The sequence below is a fragment of the Oceanobacillus piezotolerans genome, assembly GCF_003665065.1.
GTDB classification, from domain to species: Bacteria; Bacillota; Bacilli; order Bacillales; family Amphibacillaceae; genus Oceanobacillus; species Oceanobacillus piezotolerans.
The window spans coordinates 575,710-598,199 of sequence record NZ_RCHR01000002.1 but is presented as its reverse complement, the minus strand read 5'-3'; the positions used below and the strand labels follow the sequence as shown (position 1 = coordinate 598,199).

Here is a 22,490-nt window from a genome sequence, read left to right as displayed (position 1 = left end):
GTGGTAAAAGACGCTCTATCAAAAGGAATCATCTATCTTTTATTGGCATTTGGCGCGATTCTAATGCTCCTGCCATTCGTATGGATGATCAGTACATCATTGAAATCACCTAGTGAGGTAATGGCCATGCCTCCAGTTTGGATCCCTTCTGAATGGCAATGGGAAAACTACCAAACGGCTTCAGAAGTTGCACCATTTGGCCGCTACTTTATTAACAGTATCATTGTTACCATACTTAGCACGATTGGAGAATTATTAACAACGATTCTTGCAGCCTATGCGTTTTCGAAAATCAATTTTTACGGGAAAGGCATCGTCTTTGCGGTATTGCTTGGAACAATGATGGTGCCTGGTGAAGTTCTTCTTATTCCCAACTTTGTGACGGTATCCAACCTTGGATGGCTCGATAGCTATGAAGCTTTAATTATTCCATGGATTGCGAGTATCTTTTCTATCTTTCTATTACGTCAGTATTTTTTCTCTGTTCCAACAGAGCTGTCATATGCAGCAAAAGTGGATGGATGCAGTGATTTTAAATTCCTATGGTATGTGATGGTTCCACTGGCAAAACCTGCGTTAATCACCATTGGTCTGTTAAAAGTAATCGGGAGCTGGAATGCGTTCCTTTGGCCGCTTATCGTTACGAACTCTCAGGAGCTTCGGACATTGCCTGTCGGATTATCTGCTTTTACAACAGAAGCAGGTATTAAATATGAATTACTGATGGCAGCATCCACGATGGTTATTTTACCAATGCTTATCCTATTCTTTATTATGCAGAAGTATATTATCTCAGGTGTAGCACGAACAGGAATAAAGGGTTAAAAGCTTTCATACTTGCTGGAGGTGATGCTTTTAGGGAATAATGAGAGGTCTTGCGGTGGTCAGGAAAGTAGTAGGGAATTTAAATTCCTAAGTATAAGAAGATCTAAAGGGAGGATTTATACGATGAAAAAGGCAATTTCATTATTAATCTTAATGCTAGTCTTATTTTTAGCAGCTTGTGGTGGATCGGAAGAAGATACAAGTTCAGATGCTAGTGGAGAATCTGCAGAAACAGCATCGAGTGGAGAAGAAGCAGAGGAGTCAGCTGAGCCAGTAGAAATAGAGTTCTGGCATGCGATGAGTGGTCCACACGAAGAAGCAATCAATAGTTTTGCCGATGCATTTAACGAAGAAAATGAAAATGTAACAGTGAAACCAGTTAATCAAGGCAGCTATGATGATCTTGAGCAAAAAATCATGGCGGCTGCTAAAGCTGGTAACCTTCCAGATATGGCACAATCTGTAACAAACGTTGTTCCTGAATATATTGCAAATGATTTCTTAGTTCCTCTAAATGATTTAATTGAAGACGCTGATGTTGGTATGAGCGACGAAGAATTAAATGATATTATTGAAGTTTTCCGCGAATCCAGCTCTTGGGATGGGACATTCTACAGCCTTCCATTCAGTAAGAGTACAAGAGTACTTTTCTATAATCAAACAATGCTAGATGAAGCTGGATTAGAAGTTCCTGCTACATGGGATGAATTACGTGAAGTAGCAGCACAACTGACAACAGATGGAACAGTTGGGATGGGATTTGAAAACTCATTTGAAGCTGAATTCCAAGGAATCTTAAAACAGCTTGGCGGAACATATATTGACGAAGAAACAGCAGAAGCACATTTTGCATCACAAGAAGGAATCGAAGCGATAACTTTCATGAACGATATGATTGATGAAGGAATCGCTCGTACAGCTGGAGAAGACAGCTACATGTCGAATCCATTTGGACGTGGTGACGTTGCGATGTACATTGGGTCATCTGCAGGAATTCCACATGTAGGTGCTGCAGTTGAAAATGGCATGGAATGGTCTACTGCCCCAATCCCAGAGCTTGACGGTGAAAAAGCAACTACATTTGCTGGTAATGACATTGTATTATTCAATCAAAGTGAAGATGCAGAAACAAAAGCAGCATGGGAATTCTTGAAATATCTAACAAGTGAAGAAGTAACAACAGAATGGGCAATGCTTTCTGGATACTTGCCAGTTCGTTACTCTGCTCAAGAATCTGATGAATATCAATCCTACTTAGAAGAAAATCCTGCATTCAAGGCTGGTCCAGAACAATTCGATGCTGGTTTCTTTATCGCTCGTGTTCCAGGTGGAGATGCAGTTCGTAACATCGTATTAGAAGAGCTTGACTATATCATTCAAGACCAAAAATCAGTTGAAGAAGGATTAACTTCTGCACAAGACCGTGCGAATGAAGCATTGCAACAGTAAATAATAGCTTATGCCCAGTCTCTAGGGACGTGGGTAACACGTAACAAGAAAGCAGGGGCAAACTGAGCATGTTTATAGCCCTTGCTTTTATTACTAAAGGATGTTTTTGGAGAGATTGTTGTTTTAGGGGAAAAATAGATAGACTTTAATTCAATATAGTGCATAAATACCGCTCCGGAAATACACTGCGCTTACCACGGGCGGCTGCTGAGCCTCCTCGAGACTGTCGTCTCTGCGGGGTCTCATCTAGGCCTGTCCTCCCGTAGGAGTCTCCGTGTATTTCCTCCGCTAATTTGTCCTATAAACCTTCTAATTATGGAAAGAGAATGCACTAATAAACATGAAGTGGAGGGCAGTCGACTCCTCGAAAAAGAAAGGCACTTTTTCTTCGTGCGATGTATCGCTGCCGAAGCCTTCCTTGTCCTGCGGGAAAAGCAACAGGCGAAGACCCCGCAGGAAGAGCGAAGGAACAAAGGCTAAGAACGCCACGTCCTGTGGCCACGCCTTTGTGACCAACATCCTGTTGGCCCGAGGCTGAGACATTGCCCGCGGAAAGCGTACTGCCCGGAGCGGAAATCACGAGCGCATATTTCCGATGTGTTTTCATTGTGTATAATATACTACTTTGAATTTAGTTAGTTAACAAATTCTATCAACTACTACACAGCCGTTAATAACAACAATATCCACAAAAGTTCCTTACTAAATGAGGTGAAAGTATGAAAACACAGATTACCTTTTGGGGTGGGTTAGATACAATTGGCGGGAATATTGCCGAAGTTACATATGGAAATGACCGAGTAATTTTTGATTATGGACTTGTATACAATCCTGCAAATGCGGTGATGGATGCAGCTGGTAAAAGGGGAAAATCACGTGTGCTTGATCTACTAAAGCTAGACGCTATACCTAGAATAGATGGTGTTTATAGTGAAAGTAGTTTGCAGGGACCAAGCTATTTAATTAAAAAACCTGTACCTGAGGAAAAATCAACTTACCAGACTGGTGTATTTATTTCTCATCTTCATCTCGATCATATTGGAGTGATGGATACCATTTCTCCTAATATTCCAGTTTATATGACAGAAGGTTCAAAGCGGCTGTTTCACGTATTGGAACAAGTTGGCGAAGGATTACCATGGAAAAGAACGTACACGGGAATGAGGTATGGGGAAAGTATGAAAATTGGTGAGATAAGAGTAACGGCCTTTCCGGTTGACCATGACATTATTGGTGCTGCTTCCTATCTGATCGAAACACCAGATCAACGTATTTTGTATTCTGGAGATCTCCGTATGCATGGTGCCCATCCAGAATACATCCAAGATTGGCTCAATGTCATGAGGGAAAAAGAGATTTCCATGTTGTTAATGGAAGGAACATCATTCCGCCCTGAACAAGAAGAGCAATTGACCCGATTGTGCAAAAAGGAAGAAGACATCAAGCCTGTCGCATTTTCTATCTTGAAGGAAACAAACGGACTGGCGCTCTTTAATATGTATCACCGAAACGTGGAGAGGATTCGATATTTTATAGACGCAGCAAGGGAAGCTGGCCGAATTCCAATATTGGAATGGGAGACAGCCCGGATTGCTGATGAATTTATAAATGGAGCTGCATTTATGATATACAGGGAGGATGAAGAGGGATTGCCTACTTGTGACCTGTTGGAAAAGTATGAGAGTATTGGTGTAGAGCAAATCAATCAACGGCCGGAAAAGTACCTATTACAAAACAGCTATCATTATATCTACCGATTACTGGATTTGAATTTATATGATAGTGTCTACCTCCATGCAAACGGGGTACCCCTTGGAGCTTTTGATCCAGCGTACGCAACGATGAAGGTGGTGCTTGAGAAATTTGGGGTCAGCTATAAATCCCTGGATGTATCTGGACATGCAACAAAGGAAGATGTTCTACATCTAATTGACCAGATTAAACCAAAGCTGCTTGTACCATGGCATAGCCATTATCCAGAGCTTGTTATGCCATTGGATGAGCAACAAGAGGTACTTTTACCTGAGAAAGGGAAAGTCTACTAAACATGAGGTGAACTAGGTGCATTCTGTGCATAAGTTCACCTCATGCCACGTTTGTTGCCCTAGAGAGAACTGGAATGTGTATGGAGCAATAATTTTGGCGCGATAGATGATGTTCAGTTAGGCCAACAAGTATGTGTTCTTCGACTTCTTTACTTGACTCTTAGTATAAAAAGAATTAGAGAGGGAGGTAAGGATGCCACTAATTGCTAGGTTCTCTTCATAGGATTCCGCTAGTTATGATAGATTTTATTTCCTTTCGTCCTAAATTCATCAAAACCTGTTAAGGAATTAAACCCATAAGCCACCACTTTAATAATAATAAGAATTTTTGGAAATTATTGACACAATAATATAGTTAAATTATACTAAATTCATCCATAAATGATAATATTAATTAGATTGAGAATTTTACATATAGAGCTTGTTTTTTTTATTTTATTATTATTCCAACTTTATAACTATAATTCTCAGATTTCCCTCCAACATTCCAACTATAGCTTCTTAAACTAAATAGAAAAATGGAGATTAAAAGAAAGCACCTAGACTAACTTTATTATGATTAAGGAGGTGAGGGGTGTTATTTGTGTTGCCTGAAAAACGTGCGGGCAATCATTTTGCATTGTAAAATAATAGATTACTAGGGGGAGTTAGGCTTGAGAAAAGTCAAACCATTTCAGAATCGTACTTTTAGTATCGTACTAACGATACTTATGGTTTTTTCTCTATTAACACCGGGTTTAGCGTTTGCGAATTCCGCTGGCGATGTAACCATGTCAGTCAATAATACCAAGGAAACAGCTGCAGAGAAAGTCCATGCAAATGTATTAAAGCAATTTAAGGAAGATGATAAAGTTACATTTTTAGTGAAATTTGCTGAAAAGGCTGATCCAATGAAAGTTGCAGAGATAGCAAGAAAGGATGCAGAGAAAGCTAGTTTATCAGCTTATAATCTGGAATATATTCAACGTTCCGCTGTTATTTCTGAGTTAAAAACGGTAGCATCCACTTCCCAAGAAAAGGTTTTAGCATACCTTGAGAAAGAAGAGGAGAAAGGGAATGCTGCAAATATACACCCTTATTACATTGTAAATGGGATTGCTGTAACGGCAACAAAGGAAGTAGCGGAAAAGATAGCATCATTTACAGAGGTAGAGAAGGTATTGCCGGATGAAAAGCGGCAGCTAGTAACCCGTATTGATAAGGAAAGTATTCAATCGAAAGCAGAAGGAAAAACAAAATCAAAAACGAAGCAAAACAGTCCGCAAAATGTAGAGTGGAGTGTGAATCGCATTGGTGCTCCATCAGTATGGGATATGGGTATTGACGGTACAGGAATCGTTGTTGCCAATATAGATACGGGAGTAGAGTGGGATCACCCTGCATTAATGGACAAATATGCAGGATATAACGAAATCACTGGTGAAGTAGACCATACGTATAGCTTTTTCGATCCTGTTAATGGAGAAGAAGAACCATACGATTTCGATGGTCATGGTACACATACGATGGGTACCATGGTCGGCAGTGAATCAGATGGCGCCAACCAAGTTGGTGTAGCACCTGGTGCAAAATGGATTGCAGTCCAAGCATTTAGTTATGATGGTGGATTTGATTCTGATTTGCTAGAAGCAGCAGAATGGATACTGGCTCCGGGTGGAGATGCTTCTAAGGCTCCAGATGTTGTTAATAACTCATGGAGCGGTGGACCTGGCATGGATGAATGGTATTTAGATGCAGTGAATGCTTGGAGAGCAGCTGATATTTTCCCTGCGTTTGCAGCTGGAAATACGGACTTTTTTAATCCAGGTGGTCCAGGTTCTGTTGCATCACCATCTAACTACCCTGAATCATTTGCAGTAGGTGCTACAAATAGGAACGATAATTTAGCAAGCTTTTCTTTACAAGGACCTTCTCCTTATGATGAGATAAAGCCGGATGTATCTGCACCGGGAGCAGGGGTTCGTTCCTCGATTCCGGGTGGAGAATATGCAGTTTTTGATGGTACCTCGATGGCAACCCCAGCTGTAGCGGGGGTAGTGGCTTTATTGAAACAAGCGGATAGTTCCCTAAGTGTGGATGAGCTAGAGAATATTCTTTTGGAAACAGCCGATAGTAAAGCAGGAACAGACAGTAAGTTCCCTGATTCTCCGAATAACGGATATGGACATGGAATTGTTGACGCTTATGCGGCGGTATCTTCTGTGACTTCCGGTTTAGGGAAGATAGAAGGGATTGTGACAACGGAAGGAGAGGACACGACACCACCAGAATACAAGCATGTTTCTCCCTCGGAAATAATAGCAAACAGTTCTTTACGCCTTTCCATTGAAGTTAGGGATAATATAAGCATAACTTCTGTTGGGGTTAGCTATGGAGACAAGACTCTAGATATGGAAAAAGTATCAGGAAATCACAAGTCGGCTGTATTCGCTGTTACGATTCCAGCAGAAGATATAACGGGTGAGTCCTTTACCTATCAATTTATAGTAAATGATTTTGGCGGCAACACAGTAACAACAGAGGAGTATACAGCAAAAATATCTCAGCCAATTTACTTTGAGAACTTTCAGGACGAGCCAACAGACTGGGAGATAAACAGTGAAGCAAAAGGGGCGCCAAGCTGGAACTGGGGAGCTCCAACATCAGGACCAAAAGCTGCATTAACTGGGGAAAATGTTTTTGCAACGAACATAGCTGGTGAATATAACAATCATGAAGAATCATACCTTGATATGCCAGCTATCCAATTACCAGAAGAAAATGCCTTTTTACAAATCGAACATTGGTTTGATATCGAGGAATTTTGGGATTTTGGAGTATTGATTGCCTCAACGGACGCTGGTGACTGGGAAATTGTAGGGGAGGTTACTGGCAGCTCAAATGGATGGGTAACAGAAGCATTTGATTTGTCAGCATTTGCTGGACAAGAGGTGTATCTGTCATTCTTATTTATTTCGGACGAAAGCGTAACATATCCAGGCTGGTATATTGATAATGTTGCTATTGTTGACTTTCCAATTGCAGTTGGAAGTAAGAGCAACCTTGCGAGTTCAAAAGTTCAATCATCAGAGCTTCCATTAGATGCTAGAGTTAGTGTGCTAGAAACTGGGAGAAGTACATCTACTAACCCAATGGATGGTTCCTACTCCTTGTTGCATGGTACTGGAAAATATACACTAGTAGCGGAAGCCTATGGTTTTCAATCATCAGAGCAAGCTGTAGAAGTTGTGGAATCCGAATCCACAGAAGCTAACTTCTTATTAGAAGAAAAAGAAAAAGCTACTGTAAGTGGAACGGTAATAGACAAGGATACAGGAGAACCAATTGAAGGTGCAAGATTGCTTTTAGTTGAAGATGCAAACGTGGAGCCCGTTTCGACGGATGCTGAAGGAAAGTATGATTTAACTGGCTATGTGGGTGACTATACATTAAAAGTATTTGCTAGAGACTATCATAGTCAAGAGTTAGAAGTGACGCTTGATGGAGATGTAAATCTGGATATTACGTTAGATCCTTACTACACTGTTCCTGGAGGTACGATTGGGTATGATGATGGAACAGCAGAAGAGGGAACTGCATTCTTTGAGTCAGGGAATGGCTGGGGAGTGAAGATGTCCCTGCCAGAAGGAAAGGAATCAGCTATCGTTACAGAAGGTTACTTCCAGTTCTGGGATGAAGAATTTCCAGTGCCTGGGGGAACAGAATTTGCTGTAGAAGTTTGGTCTGCTGGTGAAGACGGCTTGCCTTCAGAAAGACTGGCTGGGCCATTTGAGGCACAGGCAATCCGTGACTTGGCCGAATGGACAGTAGTGGATTTAGCGGATCATAACATCCAAGTAAATGGCGATTTCTACATGGTTTATATTCAGACGCAAGATGGTGATCATGCGCCAGCACTAGCTAGCGATTTAGATGGAAGAAACGCTGCGCGAAGCTATGTATATTACGATGGAAGATGGGAGCCAACTTTTGCTGCAGAAGGAAATTACATGATTCGCGCTGGGGTTTCCTATGGGGTAGAAGATCCTGTTATTGATCCAGCTCTAGATGGATTAGTGACGAATGAAACCGAGATTACGGTAGAAGGAACAGCATCTCCGACAACGATCACGAAACTATTAACTAACGAAAAAGAATCAGGAGAACAGGAAGTTGGCAAGGATGGACGTTTTGCGATCGATACAGAACTTACAGAAGGGGAAAATAGCTTAAAAGCTATTTCTTCATTAAGAGGGCAGGAGGTTACAGAGTCTGAGCCTGTGACGGTAACCCTCGATACAGAAGCACCTGCTTTGACGATTGAAAGCCCAATCGAAGGCACACTCACTAATAAAGAAACCGTAACGGTGGAAGGGACCGTTAGTGATGACCACTTAGATACTGTTACAGTGAATAGTGAAAGCGTTGCGGTTACAGATGGTACCTATTCAGAACGAGTCATTTTAGAAGCTGGAGAGAATGCTATTGAAGTGGCTGCGACAGATCAAGCGGGAAATAGAACAGTAGAGACAGTAAATGTTACAGCAGATTATGATGCACCAGCAATTGAAAATATTACTCCAGCAGAAGATAGGCATGTATTGCCAGGAGAAGAGGTCGAAGTATCATTTACCAGTGATGCTGAAGAAGGAAGTGCAAGTTTTAAAGTCCAATTACCAGCACAAATTTCAACTGCTTCCTCTGCTTCTAATCCAATGGAAGAAGTGGAACCAGGCGTCTATCGCGGAACATGGGTGGTGCCTACTAATACAGACTTACAAGGAGCTGTCATTGAAGTAGAATTGAAGGATGCTTCCGGAAATACCGCTACAGCAGAAGCTCCTGGGAAGTTATCTATTTCATCTAAGAATCTGGAAAGGCTATATGGTTATTTAAGATTCGATACCGCAATTGAAATAAGTAAAGAAGGCTGGGAAACTGCTGAAACTGTCATTTTAACAAGAGGTGACGAGTTTGCGGATACTTTAGCAGGTGTTCCGTTGGCAGAGCAGCTTGATGCGCCAATTTTAATGACTCCTAGTAAAGAGTTATATAACGGAATCAAGGAAGAAATCGAGCGTCTAGGTGCAAAGAATGTGATTATTCTTGGTGGGCCAGTTGCTATAAGTAATGCTGTTTCCACTGAACTAAAAGAAGCAGGTCTGGCCGTTGACCGTATTAGTGGTCAAACCCGCTACGAAACAGCGGCATTAATTGCTGAAAGAATAGCACCTAAGGGAGCGGATGAAGTAGTTATTGCAAGTGGGATGGATTTCCCAGATGCTCTATCTGTTGCTTCTCATGCAGCAAATCAAGGTTTACCAATTTTGCTAACCCAAACAAATGTTTTATCGAAAGACACTCGAGAAGCACTTGATTCACTAGGTAATACAAGTACTATTGTCGTAGGTGGTCCTTTAGCAGTATCAGAAAAGGTGGAAGAAAAGCTCCCAGAACCAACGCGTCTAAGTGGGGATGATCGTTATGAAACGAACGTAGCAATTAATGAATACTTTGGAGTTGAAAGTGATCATGTCTACGTGGCAACTGGCATTAATTATGCCGATGCATTAACAGGGGCAGCACTTGCAGCGAAGGCAAATAGCTCTGTTGTTCTAGTTCATAACAAAATACCTAAAGTAGTTTCCGCTTACCTCACAGAGCAAAGTTTTAAACGAATGACGATTTTTGGTGGGAATATAGCAGTAAGTGAAAAAGTAGCAAGAGATTTACAACTGCTATTAAATTAAAAGGTGAAAAAGAATCCAGTTGAATGGCTGGATTCTTTTTTATTCAGTATGAACATCCAACTTATTTTTCTATATTTGAGTATTAGAACCATGATTTGTACATTTCCCCATATCTAACGATTAATTTCAACCTATCAGTATGCACTGAGGTTTCTCATTAACTGTTTACTTTATGAAATTTTGTTTACAAATAATTTGTAAAAAATTAACATAAGTAGTTTTTAACTAGGTAAATAGCCTTGTTGTGATTTTTTAGAGTTTTTATATAAAAGGAGGTTATTTAAAGCATTATTTAACTTAGTTGCTAATGTTAGGTTAATAGACAAACTGAATAATAAGTCCCTTGCTTGTACAAAAAAACAAACTAAATACCTAGTTCAAAAGATGTTCTTTATCCCTTTGCCAATTTTAAACCCAAATTGACAGAAAAAAATGGTCTACTTATACTGAATTTGAACTAATAGATTGGTAGGTCGGTTGTTTATCTATAGGGAGAATTTTATCAAAAAAGGAGTGCAGGATTATGAAAAATGGCAAGTGGTACAGGAATTTCAGTGGCCTGTTAGCGATTGTTTTAGCATTGAATCTCTTTATGCCAGCAGTTACAGCAACTGTAAGTGCAGAAGAGAATTCCGTCGCAGAGGATCTTATTATTTCAGAATACATAGAGGGAAGCAGCTTTAACAAGGCGATTGAACTTTATAATGGCACGGGAGAACAAGTCGATTTAAGCACTTATTCTTTAGAATTATATTCTAATGGCGCCAAGGAGCCAAGTCAAAGCGTCAAACTGTCCGGAAAGCTGGATGATGGAGAGGTATTTGTACTCTACCATAAGGATGCTGTAGATGCTATTAAAGCAGTTGGAGATCTAGAAAATACTTCTGTCATTAACTTTAATGGGGACGATCCAGTTGTTTTAAAAAATGCTGGAGAAGTTATTGATTCCATTGGTCAAGTAGGCGTTAGAATTGAAAATCTTAAGGATGTTACATTAGTGAGAAACAGCGACATCCTATCTGGTGATACGGTTATTGATGATGCCTTTGCTCCAGAAGCTGAGTGGACTAGCCATCCGAAAGATACTTTTAACTATTTAGGGTCTCACACAATGGATGGAAGTGAACCTACAGAGCCTAATCCAGAAGAACCTGTTGAAGTCCTTTCTATTGCAGATGCACGTGCACAGGGAACTGGTGAAGCTACGGTAAAAGGAATTGTAACAGCTAAATTAAAAAATACCATTCACATACAAGATGAAACAGCAGCGATTGCCATTTATCCGTCATCCTTAAATGTACAGCTGGGTGATGAGATTACGGTATCGGGAAATTTAGGAGAATTTAATAACCTGTTACAATTACAAAATGCAGAGATTAAAGAGAATAATGAACAAGTTGGTGTACCTGTACCTGCTGTTTTAACTGGTGACCAATTAAATGAAGAAAATGAATCCAAACTTGCTACGATTCAGGACGTTACTCTTCAATCTGTCCAAGAAGGAAATGGATGGGCAAATTATACAGCAACAGATGGAACCGAATTTCTTGTCCGTGATGAAACAGGAATGCTTGACCTTGCTGTTGGAACTACTTACGATGCTATCACTGGTATAGTTCAGCAATACAGAGATGATTTCCAAATTATCCCAAGAAACGCAGCTGATATCGTAGCTGACGATTCTGTTGTTCAATCTGTTACAGCTTCCCCAGCATCTGGAACGATTGCTGCTGGAACAGAGGTAACATTATCTACATCTACAGCAGATGCAGAAATCTACTATACAACAAATGGAGAAGACCCAACCCAAGCTGGACAACTCTATACAGGCCCAATTCTGGTAGAGGAGCATATGACTGTCAAAGCGTATGGAACAAAGGAAGGTTTAGAGGATAGTGCAATCACGACGTTTACGTATACGGTTTTTGATCAAGAGGCCGGAATGCAAATTCACCATATACAAGGTGAATCACATGAGTCACCACTTGATGGTACATTTGTAACTGGTATTCAAGGTGTGGTTACCTATGTTTATCAACTAGGCAGCGGAAATTACTTCCATTTCCAAACGCCTGATGAATTAAAGGATGATAATCCAAACACCTCAGAGGGACTTGTCGTCTATACAGGAAATCGCGCTGCAAATGTTGAAATTGGAGATTTAGTCCGCGTAACTGGTACTGTAGATGAGTTTCATATTGATGGATATTATGATACTAAACAGGAAACAGACCTACCTGTTACACAAATCAATGCTCGTGATGACCGTGGAGGCGTTATAGAAGTAGTGGAAAGTGATGTTCCACTTCCACAGCCAATCATTATTGACGATAATCTGCCAACTGCGGTTATTGATAATGATAGTTTTGCAGAATTTGACCCAGAAGAAGATGCGATTGATTTCTGGGAAAGCTTAGAGGGAATGCTAGTTGAGGTTGGAACAGTTAAAGCAGTTGCTCCACAAGAGCATGGTGATTTAATTACCGTTCTTGAAGAAAGAGAAACAGATACCATTCATGGTGGAGTTAGATTGACAGAAGATAATGCCAATCCAGATCGGATTCAGTTTAAGCTTTATGATAACTATGAAGCAAGAGATTTTGAAGTAGCTACAGGTGATCGCTTCACAGGTCCGATTCAAGGTGTAGTAAATTATGGATTCCAGAATTACAAAATCTATGCTGACTATGATTATATGCAAGAGAAGCATGTAGAGGGCAATGCAGAGCCTGAAGTAACTACGATTGAGAAGAAGGAAGACGAGCTGACAATTGCTTCTTACAATCTAGAAAACTTTTCTAATAACAGAAGTGAAACATCAGATGATAAGGCACAAAAATTAGCAAGAGCATTTGTACAGGATATGCAAAGCCCTGACGTTATTGGGGTAACAGAAGTTCAGGATAACAACGGCCAAGATGCGGGAGATGCCGCGGCAAACGAAAGCTATGAACGTCTCATCCAAGCAATTGTTGATGCGGGTGGCCCACGTTATGAATATGCCAATATTGACCCCGAAGTAAATCAGGATGGTGGAGCTCCAAATGCAAATATTCGTGTTGGATTCCTATATAATCCAGAGCGTGTATCATTAACTGAAGGAATGCCAGCTGGAGATGCGACTACTGCAGTAGGATATGAAGATGGGAAACTAACACATAATCCAGGACGTATTGATCCAATGGACGCAGCATTTGATAACAGCCGTAAACCATTAGCTGCTCAATTTGATTTCCAAGGGGAAAGTGTTGTTGTTCTAGTAAACCATTGGAACTCGAAGTCGGGAGATACTCCGTTATTCGGTTCTACACAGCCACCGGTATATGCTAGTGAAGAACAGCGTCATGAAATTGCCAATGTGGTGTATGACTTTGTAGAAGAAATTAAAGCAGAAAATCCAGACGCAAACGTTGTTTCTGTTGGTGACTTCAACGACTTCGAATTCTCTGAGTCACTTCGTATTCATGAAGGCAAGCTTATGACAAATATGATGAACCTTGTTGAAGAAAGTGATCGATATACGTATCTTTTCCAAGGGAATTCTCAAGTACTGGATCACATTCTTGTTTCCAATAATTTAGTGGAAGAAACAGAAATTGATGTGCTTCATATTAACGCTGACTTTACAGATATGGCAGGTCGTGCAAGTGACCATGATCCAGTAATGGTACAAGTGGATTTGAAAAAAGAAGGTGAAGGAGAGCAACCTGGCGATCCAGAAGAACCAGAACAACCTGCATTCGATAAAGTGTATGATCTTCATAACGTGAAAACAGGTAAGCTAATCATCAACGAAGAAAGTGCATCTGTAACACTTCATGCTTCTTCTAATATTAAGAACGGGGTTGTATTCCAAGGACATTACGCTGAATTCTATGGCGATGGTTTTGAAGATACCGACTTAACGATTAAAACGAAGAATAAATATGATGGCTCGATGATTGATTTCAACGGAACAGAAATGAAGAGAGTAATTATTGAAGGCGATAATGTTGCTGAAATTCGAGGCTATGAGAATGTTCAAGAGTTCGTGTATAAAAAAGGTGCCAACCCAGACAATATTAGGTTTATAGAATAAGAAAGACTGTAGTAATAAATCAAAAGAAGTGAAATCCTATAAAAGGGCTTCACTTCTTTTATATTGCTGTATTCTAGGCTTTTCTTCTAATAGCCCTCATCAAGAAGCTAACAATCAAGATAAGGACGATTGCACCGATTAAAGCCGGTACAATAAAGAACCCACCAATTTCTGGCCCCCAGCTTCCTAATAGAGCGGATCCAAGCCAAGCCCCAATAAATCCTGCAATAATATTACCAATGATTCCACCAGGTACATCACGACCAACTATTAAGCTAGCCAACCAACCTAGTATACCACCAACAATTAAACTCCATATAAATCCCATAAATGCATCTCTCCTTTTGTTCGATGTATTACTTTTATATCCTATCTTGGTGTTTTTTAAACTTATTAGTGGATTTTAAGAAAATTCCGCATAATGAAGTTCGATTATTGGTGGGTTAAGCTTCAGTTACCTACAGGATTATATAAGCAGACAAACTGGATGTCTTAGCAGACTTTCAGGAATGATAGTAAGACGCGTTCTACTTTTATAGCAATATAAAAGTTTCTCAAAACAAGTAAAATAAAAAAAGGAGCACCAATAAGTGCTCCTATACTATATTAATTCACTAATACCGCGTCTTTTTTAAATAATGCTAAAAGTTCTCCTGCAGTGTGTACCTCATAATCTGGTTTAACAGTGTTCTCTGGCATTTCCCTTCTGCGGTGATTCATCCATATTGCTTGCCATCCGGCTTGTTTCGCTCCCACAATATCATTGGCAAAGGAATCGCCAATATAAATGGTATCCTCTTTATTCAAGCCCATCTTATTCTCTAGGTATTGAAAAGCTTCCAATGTTGGTTTAATATGCCCAATGGATTCAGAAATGAATAAGTAATCGTCTTGAATCCAGTTTACCAGATTTAATTGTTTAATCTTCATGGATTGATGTCCTTCAGAACCGTTTGTGAGAACAGCAAGCTGTATTTCCGTTTCCGAAAGAAAATCTAATAATTCCACTACCTCGGGAAATAGGGTGATTTTTTGCTGTTCTTCTACATATGCATGCTGAAATTCCAGAGCCCTTTCTCTAGTAATGGCGATTCCAAGTTCATCACATGCATCCTTTATCCGGCGAATATGCATTTCCTCCACAGTCATTTCGCCAGCTTCACAAATATCAAATAATGCATCACTATATTTCCGGCTTACTATGTAAAAGTTCTCCAGCTCTTCCTCGGTAAATGGCCTGTCAAACATACGTTTGCACGTGTTTTTAAACGACATTGCTTGATCATAAAGTGTATCATCGACATCAAAAATAATGGTCTTCATATGTATCAACCTCCTGTTTCATCATACCTAGAAAAAGGCAAATCGTACAGTTGTAAATATTGGTGATTCTTTATCGCTGGTTAACTGGCTGTTAGAACCCACTGAGTGCAGTTTCACTTTATTTTGACTTAATTTAATACTACATTATTAAAGTTAGTCCTTCTGTGGAAAAATGTGAGAAGTCGCACCAAAAATTTAAAACATATTTATAGTGTGTTCAAGTACATCTCAATTCAAGATTAACAGCTGTTTCATTTAACCTCTGAGGGGGTGAATTTAATATTCTATGATTTCAAATAACTGTGATATGATGAAAACAAAAAGGGGGAGTTAACGTGGAGAAAAAGAAATTCATGGAATTGATGGAAAAAGCGTATGATACATATGATTTTAAGCCAGAAAGCATTTTTATGTTCAAGGCTTTACAATTAAACTTTGATTACAACGAGGAAGAGAGAACATGCACCATATCTTGTCCCATTACGGATATCATACTGAATCCTAGTGGCATTGTTCATGGCGGAATTTATGCGTTTATTGCGGATAGTGCAATGGGGCACTTGAATTTTCATTTGAAGGATGCGCCATATATAACACTAGAGTTAAAAACCTCTTATTTTAAAGCCACAGCTAAAGGGGAGATTCGTGCAACAGCTCGTTATATAAAAGAAGGATATAAGGTTTCGTTTATGGAGTGTGATGTGGTGAATGAAAATGGTGAAATGCTTTGCAAGACAACCGGTACTTTCTACCGTTACGAAAAAAAATAGTGTATTAGATAATGGTTCATTTATGATTCTAACTTATACTAAATCTAATGATTATTACTGAAAAAGATTATCCCTCTCACTCAAAAAAGGTAATCCAAGTTTCTATACTTGGATCACCTTTGAAAAGGAGAACTGCTGCTATTGGTTGCATATCTTATCTTCCATCTGTATTTGTCTCAGATGAAGCACTATCTTGCTCACAGCTGGATATTTTTCCATATTTTATTAGATTATAGATTACTTGCCCGTTACTTGGTTGTCCATTTTGATAGTACATCGGGATTGCGTCAAAGAGAATAAAATAAAACGCATAAAAAATAAACTGGTTCCAAAATGTTTCATGACTCAGCAGGTCGTTAGCCAAAAGTGCATTGATGGTCAATGCCACTACTAGATTAGATAAGATTGGTGCAGCATACACCAAAATATATACCAGTTTTGTATCTTTCTTTAAGGAATCATATGTGCAATGCCCATACAAAAAATAGACTCTATTGACATTAAAAATCCAAAACTTAAATAATGGTGGTCCTGTACCAAGCGTAATGGATGTCTCTTTAGCTCCGAATAGCTTACCGGCAATCCAATAACCCAACTCCCTGACAAGTGATACGACTGGTAAAATAATAAAAATGGATATAATTAGTCTAACTAAATCCGTCAACCCAAACACTTAAATCCCAACTTCCAATATGATATTTCATGGCACTGAGAAAATGGACTACATAGCTCTTATTACAACATTTATGAAAAAAATAATACTCCCAGCAAATCAGATATTAATCAGGTTTAACAGAGGAGTAGGATAGGCTGGTTTCAGATAAGAGATAGTTATTTCTCGCACGCTTCACGGAAAAGCATCAGAAGATTAAGCATATGGGTATCAGCAGCATAAAGCTCTTCTGGATGGAACTGCAGTCCGAGTATAAACGCATCCTTATCCCGTGCTTCAATAGCTTCGATTACGCCATCTTCAGCTGTAGCAGCTACTCGCAGGCAATCTGCCACCTCATTTATCGCCTGATGGTGCTTACTGTTGACCTTAGCTTTCTTTGTGCCTAGCATTTGGAAAAGGTGACTGTCCTCTTCTATCGTTATTTCATGGCTTGGGAGTTTGCGGCTTACCTCTTGATTATGGGAAAACTCACTTTCCTCGGTCACAATATTTTGTTTCATCGATCCGCCCAAGGCAACATTAATGACCCCCAGGCCTCGACAAGTCCCTAATATAGGAATCTTATTTTCTACAGCATATTGTACAAGCGGCAATTCCATTTCGTCACGTGCTAAATTCGTTTGTTGCAGCTCCTTAGAAGGCGTTTCATTGTATTTGGTTGGAGTAACATCTTCTCCGCTAGCGAATATGATTCCGTCACAGAGATCTATATATTCTCTGGCCATCTCCGCATTGGCAACAGGCAGTACTATTGGGATGCCGCCAATTTCAATTACTGCTTTGACATATTGATGATTTGTCTGAACAGAAGGATTTACTTCTCCCTTAATTTCTATATCTAAAATGGTACTTGTTATTCCAATAATAGGTTTTCTTTCCATGTTTACACTCCCTATCTCATTGTGTATTTATATAAGGGTTGTTGCTTGTATTCCTCTTTACCACTTTCTTCCTAAAATGAAACATGAATCCCGTCCTGTGCAGAAAATGTAATCCCCTTGTTTTAGAATTAAAATATTTAAATATACATTCCATATAGTGAAAAAGTTATAAATGAACATTAATCAATCATCATTTAAGATACTTCATACATATAAAATTTAAATTTCACTGAAAATTAACCCATAATTAACACTGCATTCATACTAGGTATATAGAATTATTAGTAAGCGACACTTTATGACAATTTACATAGAAAGGGGAAAGAGTTTTGAAGAAGAAAATTATTTATGTTTTAGGACTAATGTTACTTGTATTGTTGCTTGCTGCTTGTGGGGAAGAAGCAAGTGGGGAGACAGATAGTGAAGAACAATCTACAGGAGATACAGAAGAGAGCAGTGAAGCTGAAGGAAATGTACAAATTGATGAGTTATCCATAGGATTTGTACCTTCTAGAGAGCCTGAAGAAATTATTACAGCAACAGAACCATTAAAGGAATTGTTAACTGAAGAATTAGCAAACCAAGGCTATGAGGTTGGAAATGTTGATATTACAGTTGGAACTAATTATGAAGCAGTTGGGGAAGCGCTATCTGCTGGGACAACAGATGTTGGTTTTATTCCAGGCGGAACGTATGTCTTATATGATGATGGAGCAGAGGTTATATTAACATCTACTCGATCTGGTTTAACAAATGATTCCGATAACCCTGCTGATTGGAATACAAATGAGCCAACAGAAGATTCTGGTGAGCAAGTAACATCATATCGTGCAATTATTATTGCCGGACCATCAGAAAAGGGACAAGAATTAGCAGATAAAGTAAACAGCGGAGAAGAATTAACCTTTGAAGACTTAAATAGTGCATCCTGGAGTGTCATGTCCTCTTCATCTCCTGCTGGATATATTTATCCTGCATTATGGTTGCAAGAAAAGTATGATAAATCTATCACAGATTTAGAGAATGTTGTACAAGTAGATTCCTATGGAAGTGCGTTTGCACGTTTAGCTGCCGAGCAAACAGATGTGATGGTGATTTATGCAGATGGCAGAAGAGATAATGAGGATGCTTGGACTTCCGAATTTAATCGTGAAGCTTCTATTTGGGAAGAGACGGATTTAATTGGTATTACCCCTCCAATCTATAATGATACGGTGAGTGTGAGCAAGAATTCAGAAATAATGGATGAAGATTTAAAAACTGCATTACAAGAAGCTTTAATAACAATAGCTGAAACAGAGGAAGGTAAAGAAGTGATTTCCATTTACAATCATGAAGGTTATCAAGAAGCGGATGATGCTGACTATGATAATGAGCGGGCTGCACAAGAGCTGGTACAACAAATTGGTCAGTAACAAATCTTGTAATAATGGAGGTAAAAAAAGAAGAACAGAAAGCAGTTCTTCTTTTTTACCTATAAATATTTAGAAAGTTAGATAGAATGGAGATTTTACATGATAGAGTTTATTGATGTAGAGAAAAAGTATCCCAATGGAATGGTTGCTTTACAGCATATTAATCTATCGATTGATGACGGTGAGTTTGTTGCCGTAATTGGTTTATCTGGAGCTGGTAAATCAACACTTATTCGCTGTATCAATCGAATGCACGATATTTCCAGTGGAAAGTTAATTGTTGATGAAATTGAGGTAGCTAAGCTCAAGGGCAAGGAAATCCGTAATTTCCGCAGAAAAATTGGAATGATTTTTCAATCCTTTAATCTTGTTACACGTACATCTGTTATACATAATGTTCTTGTTTCATTTGTTCCGGAGCTGCCTTTTTGGCGTAAGGTCCTTGGAGCATATACAAAAGATCAGAAGAGGAAGGCGTTAACTGCCTTGGACCAGGTAGGTATCTTAGATAAAGCATATGAACGTGTGGATCAGTTATCTGGCGGCCAGCAGCAGCGTGTAGCTCTCGCAAGGACACTAGCACAAAATCCAGCAATTATGCTAGCAGATGAACCTGTCGCCTCTTTAGACCCAGTTACTGCAAGACAGGTGATGGATGATTTCAAAAAAATAAATCAGAGGATGAAAATGACCGTTATTATGAATATTCACCATGTTGAATTGGCATTAGAATACGCGGATCGCATTATAGGCATTCGTAAGGGAGAAGTAGTATTTGACGGCAGTACAAAGGATGTAAATCAGAATGTACTCGATATCATTTATGGAAAGGGCCAACAAGCGAAAGAGGGAAGGGAAGCGTTAAGTTATGTATGATCGTATTTTTCTTCCTAAAAAAATCACGCTGGAAAATGGGGAAACGGTCTACGAAAAACGCTCTCGTATTCCGTTTATCATTGCTCTTCTCGTGATAGCTACCTATATTTCTATAAAGGTAACAGGATTTGAGTTAGAAATTTTACTTAAGAGATGGACAGAGTTTTTTGTTATTGTCGGGCAAATGATTCCACCGAATTGGCAACATCTACCTAATATCTGGGTGCCATTATTAGATACGATAAAGATGTCATTACTTGGCTCCCTATTAGGTGCTATGGTTGCTTTACCGGTTGCTATCCTAGCATCTTCTAATATTGTAAAGAATAGATTTATCGTCGTTTTATTTAAGTTCCTCCTTAGTATTCTAAGAACCTTGCCTACGTTAATTACCGCATTAATTGCTACATTTATTTTTGGGTTGGGAACTATTGCAGGGACGGTTGCAATTTTTTTATTTACACTTGCCTATGTTGGGAAGCTTCTTTACGAACAAATAGAAAATGTTGATATGGGTGCCTTTGAAGCAATGGAATCACTTGGATTAACAAAGATCCAGGCCTTTCGTTATGCTGTTTTCCCGCAAGTCCTACCTAACTACTTATCCACCTCCTTATTCTGCTTTGAAGGGAATGTACGTTATGCGGCAATTTTAGGCTATGTTGGCGCTGGGGGTATTGGACTCTTATTAAACGAAGGCCTTGGTTGGAGAAACTATGCCAATGTTGGTACGATTTTATTCATGCTCGTTATTACGGTGTTTATTATTGAAAATATCAGTGAGCATTTTCGTAAGAAGCTAATGTGAGGAGGAGCTAAATATGAATGCAATTGAAACGCAACTTGCGAGTAAACCAAGGAACAAACGCTATATTTTAATGACTTCCCTCCTTTTGTTGCTCCTTTTTCTATGGTCATTATCAACGATTAATTTACGTGAAATAGAAACACAGGGCTTTTCAGTAGCGGTAAATATTATTAGTGGAATTCTTCAGCCTGATCTTGAGTTGCTATTAACTTTTAATCAGCAGGGAGTACTATATTTATTAATAGAAACGATTGCAATTGCTTTTCTTGGTACGATCATTGGTGCCATTTTGGCCATTCCATTCGCATTCTTTTCTGCATCGAATGTCGTACCAGCTCCAATTGCCTATGTAACACGTATTGCGCTTATTTTTATTCGTACTGTCCCAGCAATTGTCTATGGTTTAATGTTTATTCGTGTTACTGGTCCAGGAGCTTTTGCTGGTGTATTAACGATGGCTTTAACATCAATCGGGATGTTATCCAAACTCTACGTGGATGCAATAGAAGATCTAGATGCAAGAATATTAGAATCTATGACTTCTATAGGTTGTAATACCTTTGAGAAGATTAGATTTGGAATTATTCCTCAGCTATTTGCCATGTTTATATCGATTGTCATTTACCGCTTTGATATGAACCTGCGTGATGCAGCGGTACTAGGATTAGTTGGAGCAGGTGGAATTGGTGCCCCGCTCATTTTTGCGATGAATGCCTATCGCTGGAATGAAGTTGGATCTTTATTAATTGGGCTAGTCATACTCATATTGCTTGTTGAGTGGATATCAAATCGAGTTCGAACAAAATTAGTTCGGGGGAAGGTCTAGTGATAGGTATCTGTTCTTTCTATTATGGAAAGAGTAGTGGTGCTTAAGAGTATATAAGGGGAGAAAGACTAGAACTAGGCATCCTTGCTTTTACGGAGTGATGTTAAAAGAATGGAAATGAAATTAGCAGTCTGAGAGAACAGGTAACTTGTTCTCTTTTTTGATGGATTGTTTGTGTTAGTATATGGGTAAATATTTATAAGGAGCTGATAGATATGAACAAGAATATATACAAGTTTCAACTCTCTACAAAAGAAAAACAAGCTTTTGTTAATATTGACAGCTATTTGGAAGATGCCTTAGAGCAAAGTGGGGTAAAGGATGGAATGATGGTCGTTTATTGTCCCCATACAACTTCGGCAATTACAATTAATGAAAATGCCGATCCAGACGTTAAAACCGATTTGAAGCTCGGCTTAAATGAAACCTTTCCAAATAAGGCCGAATATATCCATATGGAAGGGAATTCAGATGGACATATGAAATCTTCTGTAGTAGGAGCGAGCGAGACGCTCATTATCTCAGATGGGGAGCTTATATTTGGGACATGGCAGAGTGTTTACTTTTGCGAATTTGATGGGCCACGAAGACGGACTTTTCACGTGAAGATCATTGAAGGATAGTTGCTGTTTTCATTAAGTTACAGAAGAAAGTGCGGGAATACTGCAGGAACTTGTTATAGCCCGTATTAACCCGCACTTTCATTATTTTTAATCCTAAATTATCGGTAGAAATGCCTAGCAATTGGTAAACTAAGAGATTCTAATATATTCTTTTTCCTTACTATTT

Annotated in this window: 15 protein-coding genes; 11 read left to right on the top strand and 4 right to left on the bottom strand. The window is 39.2% G+C overall.

All coding sequences use genetic code 11. The features are described 5' to 3' along the window. From D8M04_RS07160 to D8M04_RS07140, 5 genes are all read left to right on the top strand, one after another. A complete protein-coding gene (locus D8M04_RS07160; protein WP_246001144.1) occupies window positions 1-825 on the top strand; it encodes a carbohydrate ABC transporter permease in 825 nt (274 codons plus the stop codon). A 123-nt stretch (window positions 826-948) separates the two neighbouring features. Further along, window positions 949-2,274: an ABC transporter substrate-binding protein gene (locus D8M04_RS07155; RefSeq protein ID WP_121522217.1), complete on the top strand. Its 1,326-nt coding sequence runs from the start codon at window positions 949-951 to the stop codon at window positions 2,272-2,274. 719 nt (window positions 2,275-2,993) lie between these two features. After that, window positions 2,994-4,319: an MBL fold metallo-hydrolase gene (locus D8M04_RS07150; RefSeq protein WP_121522216.1), complete on the top strand. Its 1,326-nt coding sequence runs from the start codon at window positions 2,994-2,996 to the stop codon at window positions 4,317-4,319. Window positions 4,320-4,972: 653 nt separating this feature from the next. Further along, window positions 4,973-10,048 carry a S8 family serine peptidase gene (locus tag D8M04_RS07145; RefSeq protein WP_121522215.1) on the top strand — a complete coding sequence of 1,692 codons (5,076 nt, stop codon included), beginning with the start codon at window positions 4,973-4,975 and terminating at the stop codon, window positions 10,046-10,048. Window positions 10,049-10,571: 523 nt separating this feature from the next. Then, a complete protein-coding gene (locus tag D8M04_RS07140; protein ID WP_187695418.1) occupies window positions 10,572-14,126 on the top strand; it encodes a chitobiase/beta-hexosaminidase C-terminal domain-containing protein in 3,555 nt (1,184 codons plus the stop codon). A 73-nt stretch (window positions 14,127-14,199) separates the two neighbouring features. Here D8M04_RS07140 and D8M04_RS07135 read toward each other — a convergent pair whose 3' ends face one another. Further along, complete coding sequence (locus D8M04_RS07135) at window positions 14,200-14,454, bottom strand: GlsB/YeaQ/YmgE family stress response membrane protein (protein WP_121522214.1); 255 nt, start codon at window positions 14,452-14,454, stop codon at window positions 14,200-14,202. Window positions 14,455-14,732: 278 nt separating this feature from the next. Then, window positions 14,733-15,449, bottom strand: coding sequence for an HAD family hydrolase (locus D8M04_RS07130; protein ID WP_121522213.1), 717 nt, complete (start codon window positions 15,447-15,449; stop codon window positions 14,733-14,735). 335 nt (window positions 15,450-15,784) lie between these two features. Between D8M04_RS07130 and D8M04_RS07125 the strand changes: the two genes are divergently transcribed. Beyond that, window positions 15,785-16,219: a PaaI family thioesterase gene (locus D8M04_RS07125; RefSeq protein WP_121522212.1), complete on the top strand. Its 435-nt coding sequence runs from the start codon at window positions 15,785-15,787 to the stop codon at window positions 16,217-16,219. Window positions 16,220-16,373: 154 nt separating this feature from the next. On the opposite strand, the gene D8M04_RS07120 is transcribed toward D8M04_RS07125, so the two are convergent. Next, complete coding sequence (locus tag D8M04_RS07120; protein ID WP_121522211.1) at window positions 16,374-16,892, bottom strand: RIP metalloprotease; 519 nt, start codon at window positions 16,890-16,892, stop codon at window positions 16,374-16,376. A 158-nt stretch (window positions 16,893-17,050) separates the two neighbouring features. After that, entirely contained in the window at window positions 17,051-17,776 is a 726-nt protein-coding gene (locus D8M04_RS07115) for a gamma-glutamyl-gamma-aminobutyrate hydrolase family protein (protein WP_121522210.1), read from the bottom strand. A 329-nt stretch (window positions 17,777-18,105) separates the two neighbouring features. Between D8M04_RS07115 and D8M04_RS07110 the strand changes: the two genes are divergently transcribed. From D8M04_RS07110 to D8M04_RS07090, 5 genes are all read left to right on the top strand, one after another. Continuing rightward, complete coding sequence (locus D8M04_RS07110; RefSeq protein WP_246001143.1) at window positions 18,106-19,191, top strand: phosphate/phosphite/phosphonate ABC transporter substrate-binding protein; 1,086 nt, start codon at window positions 18,106-18,108, stop codon at window positions 19,189-19,191. A 99-nt stretch (window positions 19,192-19,290) separates the two neighbouring features. Further along, complete coding sequence (gene phnC / locus D8M04_RS07105) at window positions 19,291-20,067, top strand: phosphonate ABC transporter ATP-binding protein (protein WP_121522209.1); 777 nt, start codon at window positions 19,291-19,293, stop codon at window positions 20,065-20,067. Further along, window positions 20,060-20,875: a phosphonate ABC transporter, permease protein PhnE gene (gene phnE, locus D8M04_RS07100; protein WP_121522208.1), complete on the top strand. Its 816-nt coding sequence runs from the start codon at window positions 20,060-20,062 to the stop codon at window positions 20,873-20,875. Before phnC ends, phnE (D8M04_RS07100) begins: the two co-directional genes overlap by 8 nt. Before the next feature lie 13 nt (window positions 20,876-20,888). Continuing rightward, the gene (gene phnE / locus D8M04_RS07095) at window positions 20,889-21,701 is read left to right on the top strand and encodes a phosphonate ABC transporter, permease protein PhnE (protein ID WP_121522207.1); all 813 of its coding nucleotides are present in this window, start codon (window positions 20,889-20,891) and stop codon (window positions 21,699-21,701) included. Between the two features lie 215 nt (window positions 21,702-21,916). Beyond that, window positions 21,917-22,324, top strand: coding sequence for a secondary thiamine-phosphate synthase enzyme YjbQ (locus D8M04_RS07090; RefSeq protein WP_121522206.1), 408 nt, complete (start codon window positions 21,917-21,919; stop codon window positions 22,322-22,324). Window positions 22,325-22,490 lie beyond the last annotated feature (166 nt).